Source organism: Klebsiella sp. GB_Kp047 (genome assembly GCF_040065235.1).
Classification (GTDB): Bacteria; Pseudomonadota; Gammaproteobacteria; order Enterobacterales; family Enterobacteriaceae; genus Klebsiella; species Klebsiella quasipneumoniae.
Map to the genome: position 1 here is coordinate 646,528 of NZ_JBEAJG010000041.1, position 16,755 is coordinate 663,282.

The following is a 16,755-nucleotide window of genomic DNA, read 5'->3' on the forward strand; positions in this document are numbered from 1 at the left end:
TACCCCCTTACCGCCGCTCAATATGAGCATGGATAAAGTCGGTTTTAAGCGACTCCATAGCGCCAACCATCACATAGGGGCGTCCACCGTTATGCCAGCAATCAATCGCGTTACCCTCATCATCAAGCAGTATCACTGCGACACTGTGGCAGCCGCCGTTTTCGGCTCTCTCCAGAGCCTGTTTCAGCAGGCGAATAACCTGGTCGTTATCGAGGTTGTGATGGCTGGGCTTTTGAAATGGGACCACCTTCAAATCGGACATATCACGCCCTCACAAAGAACGTCTGGAAAGGGTTAATCATCCACGGTTTGAGCATATCCAGCGCCAGCTGCAAATCAGGATCGAGTAATTCAGTGCTGGTGGTTGAAAGCTCGGCAAAAGTGCGGGTAACCTTCACATCGTCGGCCTCAACGCTTTTGCTCGTCACCACGCCGGAATCTGTTTTTTGCTGATACAGATTGCCTGCAGCGGCTACGGAAGCGATAAACGCTCCGGCTTGCTTAACTTCTTCAGGAATATGCTCCGGGTCGATATCCTGAAGGTTAAGCGCCGTCATCCAGGTGTTTGCCTGGAGCACGGCTTTACCCTTTTTGTCGGCGGCAGCCCAGGTATCCCCCAGCAACTCGTCAACGTCCTGGATTGTTATATAAACGGTCATCGGATCCTCACCAAAAGAAACGGGGCTTTCGCCCCGTCGGTTAACCACCCGCAGGAGCAGTGAACGCAATCGCTTCAGTTGTTTTCACCACACCGTCAACGGTAGCCGTCACCGTGAAGGAGCCGGCCGTAGCAGAGGTGAGTTTCACCGTCGAGCCACCAGCAGACCCTGTCTGTGACGTCGAAGCACTTAACGTGCCGCCAGTAGACGTCCACGCCACAGCTGCCCCGGAGACTCCGGCACCATTTTTGGTGTACTTGAGCGAAACGGTCACCGCGTCGGTACTGTCAGCAGTTGCGGAAGTTTTATCCACTGACAGGGTTACTCCCCCGCAGGGGCTTCCAGCTTAATCAGTACACCTGCAGTGGATTTGTTACTGGTGAAATGTTTCTTCCAGTTCGCGCCGGTGCCGATTTTGGTCAGGTCTGGGTTAGCGCCCTTCGTCTCATCCCAGCTGTAACCCAGCAGTTCAACGTTAACCGTGCCCTCTGCGCGATAGCCAATAGCAAGGTTTTCCTGGTTGTTGATATCGTAGGAACGGAAGCCCGGAGCCTGTGATTCCGTTACGGATACCGCGCCGGCCACCAGCCCCAGAATCGCATCAACTGGCATGGTGTCAGTTACCAGCACCGGTTTACCCAACGTGCCTGGCTGTCCGCCATAAACCACCACGCCAGCTTCTTCGTAAATTTTGTTGTCGATAGCCTGATCAACAATGTCGAAATAGGTCGTGGAATGCATAACGAACAGCGCAACACGGTTAAATTTATCGCCGTATTTACGCAGGCCACGGGTCAGCGTTTTCTTACCATCAGTGGCAATATCCGCGGATACCGTCATGTCAGCATTTGCGCCAATGGCTGCAACAAGACCCTGTAGGGCATACTTGATATAACCTTCAAGCGTTGCATCAGCGACGTCGACGCCGATCACCTCGGAGAATTCGCTAACGTCGCGACCCCGACGTTTAAACGCCTCCTCCGTGGTTTCATACGGGCCGTATTTCCACGGCGCCTTGACGCTGACAGATTCGCCGGCACCGATTTTTTTACCCGTTACCGGGTCGGTGGAGTTAACGTTTCGCGATTCGATAGAACCACCAACTTTATAGAAGGTGCGCTTGCGAAAATCACCCTCGATCAGTTCGTTGTCGAGAATGATTGCGCCGTTTGAAGCGGCGTTGAAGACTTCCAGATTATCCTGGCGACGCTCAAGAAACGCAGTCTGCGCGAGGTCGTCATAGATAATCAGGTCACTGTTTACGGTCGTAGGCATTGATTAGTCCTTACTTAGGCAATTTGAGATAGGCCTGCTGGCCATGTTTGCGAATGTAGTCCGCTTTGTCGCTTGAGCTCATTTCTGAACGTTTCAGACTACCGCCACCGCCACCGGGTTTATGACCACCAGCCCCGGAGCCTTCGGCGCGCGGGAACAGGTGCGGGGCCGTCTCTTTCAGAGATTCAGCCCACTCAACCGGAGTGAGCGGAGTTTTGCCGTCTTTACCGAACAGAACATCGCCATTTGCATCAACTGCTACGGCCTCGCCTTCGTCGTTGAGCTGGAATGTGCCTTTAGCACGAAGAATCAGATCGTCGGATGCTTCTGGCAGCGCGCCAGCCTTAAGCGCTGCGCTGCGAATAGCATCCCCCAGGACGCGATCACGGAATTTGCTGGAGAACGCTTCCGCCTTTTCAGCGCGTTCATTAGCGGCTTTGATTTGCTTATCAACATCAGCACGTAGCCGCTCAGTGCGTTTATCCAGTACCTCGTCAATTTTCCCGGCGGCAATCAGTTGCGCCTCTTCATCATCAGAGAAACGCTGGAGAATGGTTTTCACCGCGTCAGGATCGATACCTTCAAAACGCTTAAGCGACTCAGTGGACTCTTTGAGCTTACCGAGTAACTCACTATTTTTATTTTTCAGGCCTGAAACCTGAGCACTGACCTGCTCATCGATCAGCTTTTGGATTTCCGGCGTAATCTCGGGCGCACCACTACCGTAGCCACCGCCATCACCACCTTCACCACCAGCTGCCGAATAATATTTAATGAGCATGTTACGAATAAGCATGTTGTCCCCTTGGGATAGTTACTGTGGGCCTGGCCCAATAAAAAAGGCCGCCCGAAGGCAGCCTGATTGAATAAGATTTGTTGGTTAAAGCCTGGCGTTTCTGAATGCCTGCTCATCCTTTGAGCGTAACTGGTCCAGCGTCAACCACTCGCCCCTGTCGTTGTAGAACTCATCGGGAGACATGCCGCCATCACGAATCAGCCTGGCGCGCGTTTCTCCGACAATCTCAGCTTGTCGCGTGAACGACTGCCGGGAGAACCAGTCCTGGTAATTCGTGTCAGCCGGAAACTGTCCATCCATGCTGGCGCGCGAGCTATCCTTGATTTCGCCGACTTTAATACCCAATTCCTCGGACGATTTCAGGATGTAAGTTTCGGTGCTCCGACAGCAAAAGTGGATTTTCCCTGGTCCCTGCAAATAAGGCACCTTGTGCCCTATCGGTTTGTTATCCAGCGTGTACTTGAGTCGGTCGCGGATCCGACAATCCTTTGATGTCCGGTTATCCAAAGTAGATAACCACTGCTTACCCTTCAGAATGTCGTCGTTCGCCGCCGCAAAGCTTTGTCTGGCTGTCGATGCAAGATGCCCTACTGCCGTTTTTGCAATACTGGCTGCATTGGCCCGGCTCATCTGCAGCGCGCCGTCCTGGTAACCACGATTAGCATGGCCACGTACCTTTTTTGCGATCTGTTCATGCGTATCGCCCAGCAGGAATCCCTGCCGTACCGTATTGGATATGCGCGCCATCCGATCGGCTTCGAGGTTGCTGGCCCATTCGCTTAGCAACCGCCCCTGAAATGGACGCCCCATCGCCGCGGCATAAACCGCATCCGGGGAGATGCCAACCAGTGGATGAAGAGCCAGAACATCGTCGGGAATGGCAAACTGGAAGAGGCTCATCTGAAAACTGGCCTCATGTTTCGCCAGCCCCTGCAGCTCGGTAGAGAGGGCTGCATACATCGACTGTATGGCATCCTTGTTTACGGCCCTGACACTGACCAGTAACGCTTCCAGACGCGAAACGGTAAAGCTCTCGGGATCCAGCGTATCGATAGCCACCAGCAGCCTGGCGGTAAGTTCGGCGTCGCTGTCATTCAGGACTTTTATCATCCTGTTGGCAACGCCGGTACTGTAACGACTCACCCATATAGCGTGGGCTACGGATTCATCCTGCAGTTTGTCATTCGCCGTTGCCATTATTGCCACCAATCAGGTTAGGCGCGCCGTTACGAATAGCGTCAATGACAGTTTCAGGGTCATCAGCGGGATCTATCAGGTCAAGCCTCTGCAACGCTCTGACCATATCCGTGTCGCGGATTGCACCGGACTGCCAGGCATTGACGATTGCCGTTACCATGCCGGATTCAGCGACTTTGGCGATAAACTCCTGATTGATGCTGTAACGGGTTTCCTCGCCTTTTATGCCGAGATACCTGGCGCACCAGCCTAGCGCCAGCGTATAGGCCTCCGAGACATTGGAAACGCAAATACCGAGCACCGATGTGGATGCGGTTTGCTCGCCGCTGGATTGCGTGGCGGTTTTAACCGCGCCGTTCTGCTCGATAAGCCGGGCGCCAAGCTGAACAGAATAATCACGCTTACTGTCCATCGCCTCTTTAGCCAGGGTGTTTGGTTGCGCCTGAGCATACGTAAAACTTCCCTCCTTCGGCAGCAGGAAAGGAGCACGAGAACCGACACGAATTCCCTTATCCTGCAGCCAGTCACGCCATGCAGTATCAAGTCCGGAAATCACCGGCTGCACCTGACCGCAGAAAAATACGCTGTCTTCGTAATCCGCAGAATTTCGATAATGGCCAAGGTTAATTTCAACGAGGGCGGCTAAAGGCGACTCATCGATGGTGGGATCGTTATTCTGCGCACCAACAAAGGTAAAGGGAATTTCATCCCAGAATTCCTCACCTTTTGGCTTCGGCTGATACTCGGAAGTGACGGAAAAAGAGCCTGCGTCAGCTGACTTTCGCCATACCCGGCAGACAAACTTTCCGTTCTCCAGAGCCAGTTCGCGATACTGGATTTCATCCTCGTACGCAAAACCATCTTCCTTTTCCATGCATTCGCGTAAAACCACCAGCACCAGTTGATCACGTCCATTGATGCGTTTGGTACGCCAGTTAATGATGCTTTCCGCCTGATAACGAAGGATGATCGCCTCGTCGGTCTCAGCTGCATAATCCGTATAAAGCCCCTCGCGCGCGGCCTCCAGAATATTTTCTGTAACCTGCTGGGACTGCTGATAAATGCTAGCACCAGCACCATCGGCGTTATCACGAAGATAATTCAGTTTATCCGGCGCGGTCATGGTCGGGTCTTTTCTGAATGCCAGCCCCAGTAAACCCACCTTTGTATTGCCCGTTATCGCGTAGAAAACGGCGCGCTGAATGTAATCAGCATTGCGCTTTTTATTGCGTGCAGACTTATCGGACGGATCCAGAAAAGGGAGGTATTCATTCCCGGCGGCCTTTACAGCATCAGCCCCTTTGCACACGTCACGAATTTTTTTCCACACGGGCATTGCCGCCCTGACCTCAGGGCGAACATAAGTAATATCGTTATTGGCCATCAGAATGTCGTGTCCAGTGAAATAGAGAATGCAGGTCGAACGATTGGGAATTGCTTCACAATGAAGTAACCGGCGCCATCGTTGGGGTGATCGTTATCGCTCTTTTTATCCGGTTCGCCGTTTTTATCCCACACCTGTTGTTCCAGGCAGTCGGCATAGACCGGGCAACGGGCCACATTCACCTTGTACCGGCGATCGCCATTACCATTGCAGAACATGGCGTTCATGGAGTTGATGCGGTCCTTTACCGGCGGGTTAGCATCATCAACGATGACGTTAAATCCGGCCTGTCGGAGCTGCTCAATATCTGTTTTGCTGGCGTTGTTTGACTTCCTGGAATCACCAGAGGCATCCGGGTAAATATAAATCTCGCGGACCTTGCGGTAGTCACCGTCGGCATACAGCCAGAAACGTTCCTTGATGATGCGTATCATGTCGGGCGTATCGTAAGCGTTGATAATCTCTGTTACCGCGTGTGGTAAGCCGAGCCGCAATACATGGACGATCCCGGCCATCTTCCCGACGTTGAAATCCATCCCGATATACAGCGCTTCACCTGGCTGCTCTTCCTCACTGGAATTATTCAGCACTCTGTCGAACTGATGATAAATTGTGCCGCTGGTCAGGTTAGTAAACTGGCCGTTCAGATATGCCTTGATCAATTCCGGCGGGTAACTCGCCAGGAGCGAAGGAATATAGTCATCCGGCAGGTTCTTTTCGTTGTCGAATGTCGAAGCCTGTACCAGACCATACATCGACCTCAGTTCAGGCTTTTCCCTCACAGCCTTAACAAACTGGTTATAGACGAACTTAAATCCTTCAGGTGTGGTGGTCACGTCAATGCCATTACGCAGACCATCAACCTTATAACGCATACGCGCGATTATTTTTCGCCACGCCTGACGCGCCTTATCCGCTTTCAGAACGTCGAGTTCATCCACCAGCGCATTGCCGATTTTAAAGCCTACTATCGTGTCGGGCTTTTCCATCGACCGACAAATTGTCGTGCCGCGGTACTGGCGCCCATTGTAGAAATGGACCTCTTTGTTGCTTTCAACGATTTTGACTTTCAGTCCCCAGTCGTGAGCAACTTCTTCCACCGTGGGGTAGAAAATATCGCGGATCTGAGGATAAGTCGGGGCAAAGTAGCCCTGGTTTATTTTGGGGAACTCCCAGAACCCTTTGCATATTCCACCGCAGCCAACCCATGTCTTGCCAGAACCGAAGCCGGCGACGTAGGCCTTAAACTTGTACTGCATCGCAAGGAATTTGGCCTGAGGGATGTTAAGCGTCGGTGCTATCGCCATCCTCTTCCCTCACTCGCGCATCGACTACGTTGATATTGATCGCAACTGGCGTTGGTTCGTCATCTTCCGGGTCAGCGGCCAGCTCTTTACGGAGCTTGTCGATCTCCAGCTGCCGGCGCTCGATTTCAATCTGCTGTAGACGCTGGGCGAACTCACTGTCAGCCAGGCCGAGACGTTTCATCACCGCCTCGTACATGCGCTCACGGCTGATGGCGGTTATCTCAACGCCATTCTTACCAAGCTTCACACCGGAATAGGCAAGCGCAGCATCCGGCGCCAGCTTGCGCGTATCGGCGAAGAAAGGCTGGCCGATGCCATCACCATTACAGCGAGGACATTTCGGGTTAGGCGAGCTGGTATGGTCGTAACCGTAGCCGCCTCTGTCGTTTGGCTCTTTCCCTTTCTTCGCTAAAGCCTCAGCCAGCTTCTCTTCGAACTCAACCGCATCGCGCCATTGATACTGGTGACCGAAGCCCCAGCAGTAACGGCAGCTCCCGCGGCGATACTGTGATAGCTGGTTGGCGTCGAAGGTGGCCAGGCGCCACATCTGCTCAAGCACTTCATCGGCGCTGCCGAGCGTGCGCACAATGGATGCTTTCTGCTGCTGCGCAATGGCCTGCGCAACTGAAGTTTTCTGAAGCAGCTGATAGCCAATTTGTTCAGCAGTCTTCTTGCTATACCCAGCGCGAATGGCGGCCTGCGTGGCGTTGTTGTCCTTCAGGTATTCTGCGACAAATAAACGTTGCTGATCGGTGAGGCCACTATCATCCACCAGCTCTTCTGCGCAGTTTTCCTTTTGCGCAGTGCGCAATTTCTTCTGCGCAGGTTTTTGCGCAATTTGCGCAGAAGGCTTTTTGATGTATCGACGGGCGGTAGCGTAGTTCAGTCCCTGCGCTTCACACCAATCCTTCGGTGATACGCCGGTTGCGGCATGTTCGGACAGGAACCGTTGCTGAAGCTCGCCCCAGTCCGGTTTTGCCATAACTTTCTTCCACTCTTCATCGTTGTGTGCTAAGGATTTATCGATAGGTGGCGATGACAGTATAGGAATTACTTGTTATCGCTAATCTTGGCCATTTTAAATATTGGAAAGAATTCTTTAGGGGTTCATGTGAAAAATTACCAAGAACAAATTGATTCAGTAGCCGGCTGGGCTGCTAGCGGAAAAAAATGGGGCCGCATACCTAACATAGATGGAGGTTATAATCCGGGCAGTAGCGGGGAAAACGTAGTTAAAGGCTTTCTTCCTGGAGACAGGGATAGTGGTGAATTGATAGTAATTTACCAGTGTCACTTACCGTCCCAGGAGAGCTATGCAGTCAGTAATTTCCAGTTTAGCCAGCTTAAATTTTCAGATTGGGAAAAATATATGACCCCGATTAAATAATACCAAAGCCCCAGATTGGGGCTTCTTTAATGCCTCAGCAGTCGTCGTCGGGACGAGCTACTGCCCGACAGGCCCACATGCAGGCCTCCTGCATTTTGGTGCGGGCGATAGCCAGACAGCGGCCAGCCTCATGCGCTTCATCAGAATGATTTGCTGTCATCGCCAACTCATCAGCAACCCATGCCTTCTGCTTCTCAAGCAGCGCGTTAAATTCACGAGCAGCCTTCTTAAGCTCATTCATGTCACTGATTTCTTTCGGACCCAACGTGCGGTAGCCTTTTACAGTGGTACCGTCCTGCGGTTTAGCTTCATTCATTTCGTAGCCCTTTCGGTTGTACCTGGTTTGCTTTTACTAGCTCTTGGGTGGATATTGTTGGGAGGGAAAGCATGGAGATAACCAAATGAAACAGATACTTTTTACATGGTTTGCTTTTACAAATACCTATGCCTGCATCACCGCCAGCATTAACGTGAACAACTCGCTAATGCTTGACTCAGCTGTGCCGTGGATTGTTGGGGTTTCTCTTGGAGTAATCACCAATTACTTATTGGCTAAAAAACTGAAGGAAAGCGGGTTTCTGTAGGCCTTCTGGTTTCTGGCCAGGTTACTTCTTAACGCTGTCCGGCATCACCGCACCAACAACGCCAGCCAGCGCTACGCCGCCAGCGATGAAGGTTTCCTGAATGCCCGGAGGCATCTGATAGCCGAAGACACCGGCAATGACCAGGATGATGCCGCGCCAGGTTGACGGCTCTTTCAGTCGATTAATGAGATAGTTCATATTTCCCTCAAACAAGAATACTTTTTGCCAGGAGATGGCGGGCTTTACGGTCATCAATGCCGTTCTGTCCGCCGTTGATAATCTGAGTGACGCGTGTAAGGTCACCGGGATAACGCAAACAGCCGCGTGAGGTATAGAACCAGGCAGCACTGCGCGCCGCATACTCATCCTGTGCCAGCAATTCAGGCTGTTTAACCAGATCAATCTTCAAAGCATTCCCGCATTCGCGGTAATTGTTCAGGCCGGTGGTCTGGATGAGCCCGCGTCCGCGGTAAAACCAGCCGTCTGTTGCCCCGTTATTCCCCATGCGTTTGCTGTACACCAGATTGGCGATCGCTCGTTGCCTCTCCAGTGGCAACGATGGTTCACCCTGCCGGCGGCCGAGCGAATTAGCCTGACCCTGCGTCAGCCGCCCGGCGCGGACAAAACGATTCAAGCCGGCCACGCTATAATTGAAGCTCTCAACAAGCTGGGTAAATCCCGTGCTTTCATGCCCTACCTGGGCAATGAACATTGCCTGGTCGATAGCGGAAGTGATGCCAAACTCTTTCATCGCGGCTGTAATATGCGGAAACCAGCGCGCAGCTAACCCGGCGCTGATACCAGCCGCCTTCTGGAATTGTGTTTGATTCATTAGTGCCTCAGTGTATCGACCAGACGCGCCACGTTACCCCGAGCCCACAGCACGGCGGCGCATATCATCACGTTTGCCATTACCACCAGCCAGTGGGACTGTACGTAAAGACCGAAGATAAACTGGAAAGGAATACTCGCGTAAATCAATACCAGTAAGTAAGCAATGATGGAGATACCAGGGCGATGCCTAGCACCGCGACGTTGATAAAACATCAAAGCGCAGACAATAACGGCACATATCACCGCATTGGCGAGCGCTGCCGGGTCATTTATTACCATTCGAACCTCCTCCCCTTAATCGGGAAAGTAATCCGAACAGGCTGCTCAAGTCCTGGCTGTTAATGAAAGTCAGGACCTTGATGGTTACAGCAGATGCCACCACCGCACCGAGCGCATCAAGCGGACGATCCGTATAGCCTGTCCATGCAGTAAATTTTGAGCCTAATAACCCTGCAGCCAGAACACCGACAATAAACGACGTCATGAAGTAAGCTATTTGCCTTCCACGTGTCAGGTTTGCGGTCGTAGCCACGTAAAACACTGCGCCGCCAAAAGCCCCAAATACCACGCCAAAATCGGTATGGGTGATAACGCCATATATGACGGAACCAATTAAACCGCCACCAAAAATCAGGCCGGTACCAGTTAAAGGATCTGACATTAAGCCCCCTCTTATTGCTGTGAGTCCTCTCAGAATTGAGGGGAAAAAGAAAAGGCCACGCAATAGCGCAGCCCTTAAATGTTTTTGCTTAGTTGAAGTGCCTTATTCATGGCGAAAAAAAGCCCGCTCAGAGGAACGGGCAGAAAGTAGGCATTCTAGGTAGTAACAAACGAAAACGCACCTAATAGTCCGAGCTACCGATTTACCAGGAGAGCGCTCGCTTTTTCCGTTACTGCCTTTTAAACATAGCTGGAGAAGCCTAAACGGCAACCCACAACCTAATGTCTTAGTAGTATTGCATGGCGCCGGGTGCCTCCCGGTGAGCATGTCCCAGCCGACATGGCCCGCGCTGCATTTACAGATCACTGTAAGTGACTGGTCGCCCCACCGCACAGGGGGATTCACCACACGAATAGATTAACAAGATGTTATTTTTCTGGTCAATAAGATGTAAGCAAATGATGACATGCAGTTTTCTTATTGCTGAGTAACTTCAATCTGGTTCAGGGCTCTCGCGCATGGGCGTTAATGTGTCGTGCAGCACATCTCAACCCAAGAGCCCTGACCGGATTGCAGATACGAAAAAGCCCCGGCATTTGCCGAGGCTTTAAATTTTTTCTTCAACGGTGAACATACAATGCCCATCGTTAGAACAAATTAACACGAATTCGGGAAAAGTAAATATCTCACCGCGTTATTTGTTTGAGTTGCGCCTCTGCCCACGCCTCCTCTATATCGAATTTAGTGATCAATACATCGAAGAACGGTTTAACCGATTTCTTCCAGGTATCCAAAGTGATGGCGTCCGTTATCTGGCAAATGGCCCTATGCACAGCAGTGGAGAGGATTCGCTCATACCCGCGACCGCCACAGCGTTTACAGTTACCCATCACAGGCACTCCCTGCTTCTCCGTCTCATCCTGGTTCACTACCTTCCCCCGACCGTGGCAGTCGTTACAGGCGGCGCTAACAGTCCCTTTTCCCTTGCACTTTTGGCAAAGCACCCGGACCTGCTCCCGGACCGACTTCACCTCCTCCCAGTATGATGGATAGATCCCCTTTGTAACTTTGACCCACTTCGGCGGTTTGCCGTCCGGATACGTTACTTTGTTGGTGAACGCCACTGTGTCGATGAATCCAGACCCGTTGCAGCAGTCGCATGTTTTTTTACTGGAAGCACTGCGGGAGTAATCCTCAAAGGCGTACTCTGCGAGGATCCGTATAACCCGGGGTTTTACGCTTGGCGAGAGCTTTCGCAACGCAGCAACCTTATCGCATTTTGTCAGCGCGTACTCAGCCAATAGTCCTATAGCCCGATCCCGGTCATTGTTGCTTATGCCCATCTTGCCCAGGAAAGCGCTATACCCCATAGCGGCACGTTCCTGGGTCATGCCCATTGCTGCCATGATGTCGGTGCCGGTCAGTGAATCTGAGGCGGTAGCACGCGGAGAATCGCTAATCAGCGTGGATTTTGCGAAGTGGTATTTCACTGTGTTTTCAAGATTCACGCTGCGGCCCTCTTTGGCTGTTTTGGTTTGGTCTGGTTCAGGTTGTGCTTTGCTACTGGCGGCATACTGGCGCGCTTAACGCTCTCGGTTTGGTACTGCATGAAGTGATCGAGGGTCATAGAGATTCCCCAATGATGATCTGCCCTTTCTCGCCCCATATTTTGGTGATGCGGCAATCCCAGACGTGTGAATCATCCTCATAGAGGGCGTCCATTAGGGCTTTCAGCATATTGTCGCAGTCGGGCTTTGACTGATGTGGACGTCCTGCGTATTGCGCTCTCTTTTTCTGACTCCAGCTTTGCGGCATAGGCATGACGAACGTGACGTGAGCGCCGGAGTCTGGCAGGTGAATTTTGCGCAGACGAGCTTCATCACAGAACGCCCGGTAACGTATTACTTCCGGACGCTGCTTCCACTTATCAGCTCTGGTCATCCTGGGTTTGCCGATGGGCGTGATATCGTAGATTTTCATGATTTGATGAGTCCCTCTTTCCGCCAGATTTCCAGGGTGCGCATTACCCCCTCTGCGTGCATCAGGCGCAATTCGTCGTAGGTGAAATCGGTGGTTTTGGTTCTGCCGTCAATTACGTCATGGCACCCGTTGCAGGCGATCGCCGCCTGAGTATCGTCAGGCTTGCATCCTGTGCCGCACGTACCCGCCAGGCGGTAATGCGCCAGCACGCTGGTTTCCGGGTTGCCGTTGCAGTGCCCGGGGATCCGCACGGTACATTCGCGGCCACGCGCCTCTTTGCGTAGGTTCGCCATACTCACCCCCACATCCTGTTACGCCAGCGAGAGTCTGGCCGCGGCGGGTTTTTGTCCTCCACCAGCTGCGCGCTGACGGTCCATGTCATAAAGTCAGGGTTTAAGCTTCGTTCGACCTTTACGCCCCGCTGACGATATCTCGCTACCAATTCTTCGGCCTGCTGGGTTGTGCATTCGAGATGGTGAAACCATGAGTATTTCATCAGCATCACCCCGCGAAGCTTAAAAGCTGGTTGGCGGCGTTTTCAGCTTCCTGCAGGCTGTTGAAAGAACGAGAGAGGATCCACCGCCAGAGAACATCGAGCGATGCTTTGTACAGTTCCTGGAACTCGCATTCGTCCATGCTTGCGAAAGAAATGCTGCTAGGGTGTTTTTTCAGCGTGCCGTCCGGCAGCTGTATGGCGTCATAGTGGCCGGCCTCAACGATGACCCACGCCCGGTAAGCATCGAAGGATTTGCAAATACTGATTGAACCGGATCGCTTCTCGGCTATTCGGTCGAGATATTGCCCGGCGGCATCAAGTAACGCCGATTCACTCCCGCCATATGCAGCAAGGTATTTGGCATAACCTGTGATAAGCCTGCGCTCGTTAGACGAAATCGCCCCGCCGGTTGGCTCCCAGTAATCGAAGCCCAGGTTTAATAGTGCAAAAAATTTACGGTGAAACGCCGGATTGCGGACAAGCTTATAATCGGCTTCCAGAACGGATCCGAGCTTGCATTTTGATTGCAGAAAATCACTGGTCTCCGGCGTCGCGGGGATCAGGATACCTTGAGACTGTTTTATTAAGTGAAGCTGCGCCATCACGTTCTCCGGTGGCGCATTACTGTCAGGTGGCTGGTTGTTCAGACCAGCACTGCAAGTATGATGTAGCTAGCTGTTAAGAGTCAATTTTAGAATTCATTTCCTGAATTATTTCTACCAGGGTTGCTCTTGACCAATGATGCTCATCATGTGTTAATTTTCTCGTAGAGACCTCACCTTTCAGATTAGAAAAAATATACCGCTCATTAGCTTCTAATCGAAATGAACACACTACAGTGCCGCTTCCATCTGTTATAGTGGCCAAAAAAACTCTTTTACTAATTGGTTCAACACCTCTAATTACCCTTTTCTTCGAACGACATTTGCTTACAACATAGAACAATTCACGCCTTTTAACACGTTTAACCACATCACCTCCATATATTGATTAACTGTTACCGAGTTAAACCCATAAATCTCCTAAAAATCACAAGCCTGACCCAATGAAATCATTCAAACAAACACAAACGCCCCAAGGAAATGAAACGACATCGATACAAGCATTACACAACCTAATTAATATCACAACACATAAATACATCAAGAAATATTTCAAAAAAAATTAAAACACAACAAACACAACAACATACCTTAAAGTGACATGTGTTTTAAATAAACACAAATAGCCGCGCAACATCTATGGTGACAAATGAGCATCGAATTACACAAGCAATAAAACAAATTGTTTTGTCAGATAAGAAAACAACCTAAAAAGTTGTTTGATGACAACCCGAGAACATTTGACGTTGTTAATCATGGTAAACGAACCTATTAGGTTGCTTAAAATAAAAACACAGCCTTGATACCAACTTTTATAGCTACACAAAAGTGTTTTGCAGCCTCCCCCTCCCAAAAGTTACTTTTTCCCTTCGCCGGTAAAAGTGTTTTACCAACTGCCAAAAAGTAACTTTTCTTAGGGCAACAGGTAGAGCTCATCACACTACTGCAAAAGTAACTTTACCCAGCAATCGCCAATACCAAATAACAAGAAAGAAGTCAACAGCCATTTTTTGGAGAGATAGGAGGTTATTCTGAAACAACAGAAACAAAAATCCCGCCAAAGCGGGTTTTATCATGCTGCAATACTTTTTTCAGGCAAATCTCCGGCAGATTGGCCCTTACCACCACTTTAGCATGAAGCGGAGTTACCCCATGGGGGAGATTAGACGTTAAACGCCCTTTTCAAGGTTTTACCAGACTAAATTTTATTGTATCCCGATATACTCCTGGATGGCCTGGCACAAACTTACACTTTTTAATAGCAACCTCAGTTACCCTGAAGAAAACCTCATCGCCCGTTATGTCTATTGAGTACACATCGCCTTTATCATTAACCCACGCCGCATAATCGACACTCCCTTCAGTTCTCAATGCCTGAGCCTTGACTGGCATCGCTGGCGTAGGACAACCTATACGCACAGGCGCTATTTCTTCTTTATTATCAACAGCAAATGCCACATTTGATATAAGAACAGCGCAAACCAGAAGTGATGTTTTTTTTAGAAACAATACCATCTTTTGTTTTCCTTGTATCCCTAGGCTACTAAGACGCTTTTTCATGCGACACATGATGGGGTGGACCTACTTCTACATCCCCTCTGGTATAGAGGGAATTATAGTTTAAGTCGCTGCTGCCGTCTGACACATCTGTGGCAAATTAGCACTTATAAGTGCCTCAGTGAATGGCAGCGCACCGCGTACCACTGTCTTGGTCCGCAAAGAGTTAATGCCGCTGCAGATGAGAATGCAGGAATTGAACATATAGCAGGGTGAAGAGGTGATCCGTTTTGCGCCTATTCACCAGATATTGAAGTGGAATGACAAAAAGCCACCGGATATGGTGGCTTTCTCTGTTTACTCAATACTTTCAAACTCATCCTGAAGAATAAGCGAAGCTTGACAAGCTGAATTTAAAGTCCCAGACAACTTGCATAGCAAGCGATAATTATGTGGTGCATCATCACTAATCTTTTCAACAGATAACGTTACTGATTTAGGATCATTCAGTAGCATTTTCTTGATGTCGTTACTCAGATATCTTGGACAATATCCAACAATTTCAGCAGGCTTATCCGCACGAACAATGACAGCATCACCGTCAAATTCATTCTGAGGATCCAAGCAAAGGCGTAAATTTTCACCTGGTTGTAATCCCGTTACTCGCTCATTCGCCATCGAGTTCAGATAGCTCAAGCCATGTAGAAAGAAAAAGTGTTCAAACCTTCCGTTTTCATCAGCTTCGATTTTCTTGAAGATTTGCAGTTGGTCTGTACTTCTCAGTCCACCGGATCGAGCCAAAATGTCAATCGCATTCACGCTATCATCTTCAAACCCAAGCCACTTAATGAAACGTGGATACTCTGGTCGCCTAGGCGACAGAAGGCGGTTTTTGAAAAGAGGAAACAACTCTTCAGAAACATACGTTTCACGGACATCATTCATGCCACTAAAGAATGTAAATTTTGAGGACTTAAGCGCACCCTTTGTGTACTTAAAAACATACCCCGAGTTGCGTTCTTGCAAATTACCGACAACATGCCAGTTTCTGGTATCGGGCTCCTGCCATGCGACGTAAACGGAGTTTGAGTTAGTCATTCTAATAACCTTCTACGATTTTCCATTACCATGAGTGTTGCAAACTCACGCGCGATATCGGAGATACACGATGAGGGCACATTGTTAAACACTTCTCGAATGGAATCTTCTGTTAAAGCGCTCAGCTTACCCAGCCAGTGGTTGCGAGCGGCAGTTCTACCTTCAACAGCGAGCTGAAAGGCTTCAACTGTAAGTAAGGGCTTTCTATCTGTTTTTGCTTTGAAAAGCTCTGAGCGAGCTTTGCTTACAAAGCACGGGATTTGACGATTTTTATCTCTGGTCGTAAGTCTTTCATCGCGTTCATCATCTAACATCTCCCTTCCTAAACTGGCAGCATGGTCATACGTTGGACACAAAAACTGCTCACCAGTTTCATTGTTGAGCATAATCGCCCAATTTTCATGGTGGCGGTCTTGGTTACTAACTAGTGCATCAAGCATTAAGTAACCACAGAACACATCTGCAGCGTTTAACCCGTTTAAATCATAGGGGCTCGGCGGTGGCTGGATCGATGCCTTATCCAGACATCCTAAAACTCTTGTAACCGTGTGTTCTCGAACCCTTACAGGCTTTTCACCTGCCTGCAAAGGTTGAGGATAGTCAGCCGTGGAACTGTGTAAAACCTCATTCCCCATAACCATTCGAAAGCCAAATGGGATAAGATTCTGACTAACAACACCAAATCTATCATTACACGTAGCCAAATCATAGTTTGCATGCGGAATGTGCAGTATGTGACAAAGCTCTGCCGCACATTTTTCAGACCAGTGCTCACCAGTTCCAACCCTAGAATACTTGAACAGCTGTAAATTATCAGTGTCATTTGCGTAATAGAACCAAAACTTTTCTTTAGTCCCTAACTGTTCCAGATCGTTAGCAACCGGGCTAAGCGTTACCAGTTGGTAGGTCATATAGCTTCCCTGATTGGGTGGAGGGTATTTTTAGTGAACCCATTTTAACCATACAACACAGGAAACCCTAGATGTTGGGTAACAATA

25 protein-coding genes are annotated in these 16,755 nt (G+C 50.0%); 2 read left to right on the top strand and 23 right to left on the bottom strand.

What is annotated here, in order from left to right; genetic code table 11:
* Positions 1-7 precede the first annotated feature (7 nt).
* The 9 genes from ABLV76_RS23690 to ABLV76_RS23730 form a co-directional block, all read right to left on the bottom strand.
* Entirely contained in the window at positions 8-262 is a 255-nt protein-coding gene (locus tag ABLV76_RS23690) for a hypothetical protein (protein ID WP_004190649.1), read from the bottom strand.
* 1 nt (position 263) lies between these two features.
* Positions 264-659, bottom strand: coding sequence for a hypothetical protein (locus ABLV76_RS23695; RefSeq protein WP_064173560.1), 396 nt, complete (start codon positions 657-659; stop codon positions 264-266).
* A gap of 40 nt (positions 660-699) precedes the next feature.
* Positions 700-972, bottom strand: a complete 273-nt coding sequence (locus tag ABLV76_RS23700) for an Ig-like domain-containing protein (protein WP_124724672.1) — start codon at positions 970-972, stop codon at positions 700-702.
* 8 nt (positions 973-980) lie between these two features.
* Positions 981-1,934, bottom strand: coding sequence for a major capsid protein (locus ABLV76_RS23705; RefSeq protein ID WP_022631475.1), 954 nt, complete (start codon positions 1,932-1,934; stop codon positions 981-983).
* A 10-nt stretch (positions 1,935-1,944) separates the two neighbouring features.
* Positions 1,945-2,730 (bottom strand): hypothetical protein, encoded by a 786-nt coding sequence (locus ABLV76_RS23710; RefSeq protein WP_211787631.1) that lies wholly within the window; start codon positions 2,728-2,730, stop codon positions 1,945-1,947.
* Between the two features lie 84 nt (positions 2,731-2,814).
* Entirely contained in the window at positions 2,815-3,927 is a 1,113-nt protein-coding gene (locus ABLV76_RS23715; RefSeq protein WP_348878512.1) for a phage minor head protein, read from the bottom strand.
* Positions 3,911-5,311 carry a DUF4055 domain-containing protein gene (locus tag ABLV76_RS23720; RefSeq protein ID WP_117056442.1) on the bottom strand — a complete coding sequence of 467 codons (1,401 nt, stop codon included), beginning with the start codon at positions 5,309-5,311 and terminating at the stop codon, positions 3,911-3,913. Before ABLV76_RS23720 ends, ABLV76_RS23715 begins: the two co-directional genes overlap by 17 nt.
* Positions 5,311-6,618, bottom strand: a complete 1,308-nt coding sequence (locus ABLV76_RS23725; RefSeq protein ID WP_211787632.1) for a terminase family protein — start codon at positions 6,616-6,618, stop codon at positions 5,311-5,313. The genes ABLV76_RS23720 and ABLV76_RS23725 overlap by 1 nt, the downstream gene beginning before the upstream one ends.
* Complete coding sequence (locus tag ABLV76_RS23730) at positions 6,596-7,600, bottom strand: terminase small subunit (RefSeq protein WP_211787633.1); 1,005 nt, start codon at positions 7,598-7,600, stop codon at positions 6,596-6,598. Before ABLV76_RS23730 ends, ABLV76_RS23725 begins: the two co-directional genes overlap by 23 nt.
* 129 nt (positions 7,601-7,729) lie before the next feature.
* Here ABLV76_RS23730 and ABLV76_RS23735 point away from each other — a divergent pair, with 129 nt between their 5' ends.
* The gene (locus ABLV76_RS23735) at positions 7,730-8,005 is read left to right on the top strand and encodes a hypothetical protein (protein WP_131275234.1); all 276 of its coding nucleotides are present in this window, start codon (positions 7,730-7,732) and stop codon (positions 8,003-8,005) included.
* 34 nt (positions 8,006-8,039) lie between these two features.
* On the opposite strand, the gene ABLV76_RS23740 is transcribed toward ABLV76_RS23735, so the two are convergent.
* Positions 8,040-8,321 (bottom strand): hypothetical protein, encoded by a 282-nt coding sequence (locus tag ABLV76_RS23740; protein WP_063106143.1) that lies wholly within the window; start codon positions 8,319-8,321, stop codon positions 8,040-8,042.
* Between the two features lie 85 nt (positions 8,322-8,406).
* Between ABLV76_RS23740 and ABLV76_RS23745 the strand changes: the two genes are divergently transcribed.
* Positions 8,407-8,589: a hypothetical protein gene (locus ABLV76_RS23745; RefSeq protein ID WP_023304957.1), complete on the top strand. Its 183-nt coding sequence runs from the start codon at positions 8,407-8,409 to the stop codon at positions 8,587-8,589.
* 21 nt (positions 8,590-8,610) lie between these two features.
* Here the strand turns inward: ABLV76_RS23745 and ABLV76_RS23750 are convergent, their stop codons facing one another.
* The 13 genes from ABLV76_RS23750 to ABLV76_RS23810 all read right to left on the bottom strand — a co-directional run bounded on the left by ABLV76_RS23750 (position 8,611) and on the right by ABLV76_RS23810 (position 16,668).
* A complete protein-coding gene (locus ABLV76_RS23750; RefSeq protein WP_165488783.1) occupies positions 8,611-8,787 on the bottom strand; it encodes a hypothetical protein in 177 nt (58 codons plus the stop codon).
* Between the two features lie 7 nt (positions 8,788-8,794).
* On the bottom strand, positions 8,795-9,421 hold the full coding sequence (locus ABLV76_RS23755; protein WP_063106142.1) for a glycoside hydrolase family 19 protein: 627 nt from the start codon (positions 9,419-9,421) through the stop codon (positions 8,795-8,797).
* Positions 9,421-9,702: a phage holin family protein gene (locus tag ABLV76_RS23760; RefSeq protein WP_012967892.1), complete on the bottom strand. Its 282-nt coding sequence runs from the start codon at positions 9,700-9,702 to the stop codon at positions 9,421-9,423. Before ABLV76_RS23760 ends, ABLV76_RS23755 begins: the two co-directional genes overlap by 1 nt.
* A complete protein-coding gene (locus ABLV76_RS23765) occupies positions 9,689-10,084 on the bottom strand; it encodes a phage holin family protein (protein ID WP_142906623.1) in 396 nt (131 codons plus the stop codon). Before ABLV76_RS23765 ends, ABLV76_RS23760 begins: the two co-directional genes overlap by 14 nt.
* 686 nt (positions 10,085-10,770) lie before the next feature.
* Positions 10,771-11,592, bottom strand: coding sequence for an antitermination protein (locus ABLV76_RS23770; protein ID WP_023282413.1), 822 nt, complete (start codon positions 11,590-11,592; stop codon positions 10,771-10,773).
* Positions 11,589-11,711 (bottom strand): hypothetical protein, encoded by a 123-nt coding sequence (locus ABLV76_RS23775; protein WP_020804601.1) that lies wholly within the window; start codon positions 11,709-11,711, stop codon positions 11,589-11,591. The genes ABLV76_RS23770 and ABLV76_RS23775 overlap by 4 nt, the downstream gene beginning before the upstream one ends.
* Positions 11,708-12,064 carry a RusA family crossover junction endodeoxyribonuclease gene (locus tag ABLV76_RS23780; RefSeq protein WP_023282412.1) on the bottom strand — a complete coding sequence of 119 codons (357 nt, stop codon included), beginning with the start codon at positions 12,062-12,064 and terminating at the stop codon, positions 11,708-11,710. The genes ABLV76_RS23775 and ABLV76_RS23780 overlap by 4 nt, the downstream gene beginning before the upstream one ends.
* Entirely contained in the window at positions 12,061-12,357 is a 297-nt protein-coding gene (locus ABLV76_RS23785; RefSeq protein WP_020804598.1) for a DUF1364 domain-containing protein, read from the bottom strand. The genes ABLV76_RS23780 and ABLV76_RS23785 overlap by 4 nt, the downstream gene beginning before the upstream one ends.
* Before the next feature lie 2 nt (positions 12,358-12,359).
* Positions 12,360-12,566, bottom strand: coding sequence for a hypothetical protein (locus tag ABLV76_RS23790; protein ID WP_032416515.1), 207 nt, complete (start codon positions 12,564-12,566; stop codon positions 12,360-12,362).
* Complete coding sequence (locus tag ABLV76_RS23795; protein ID WP_348878513.1) at positions 12,566-13,165, bottom strand: DUF1367 family protein; 600 nt, start codon at positions 13,163-13,165, stop codon at positions 12,566-12,568. The genes ABLV76_RS23790 and ABLV76_RS23795 overlap by 1 nt, the downstream gene beginning before the upstream one ends.
* 1,179 nt (positions 13,166-14,344) lie before the next feature.
* Positions 14,345-14,722, bottom strand: coding sequence for a hypothetical protein (locus tag ABLV76_RS23800; protein WP_123811360.1), 378 nt, complete (start codon positions 14,720-14,722; stop codon positions 14,345-14,347).
* 294 nt (positions 14,723-15,016) lie between these two features.
* Positions 15,017-15,757 carry an HIRAN domain-containing protein gene (locus ABLV76_RS23805; protein ID WP_004216513.1) on the bottom strand — a complete coding sequence of 247 codons (741 nt, stop codon included), beginning with the start codon at positions 15,755-15,757 and terminating at the stop codon, positions 15,017-15,019.
* On the bottom strand, positions 15,754-16,668 hold the full coding sequence (locus ABLV76_RS23810) for a hypothetical protein (RefSeq protein ID WP_004216515.1): 915 nt from the start codon (positions 16,666-16,668) through the stop codon (positions 15,754-15,756). The genes ABLV76_RS23805 and ABLV76_RS23810 overlap by 4 nt, the downstream gene beginning before the upstream one ends.
* Between the last annotated feature and the right edge of the window lie 87 nt (positions 16,669-16,755).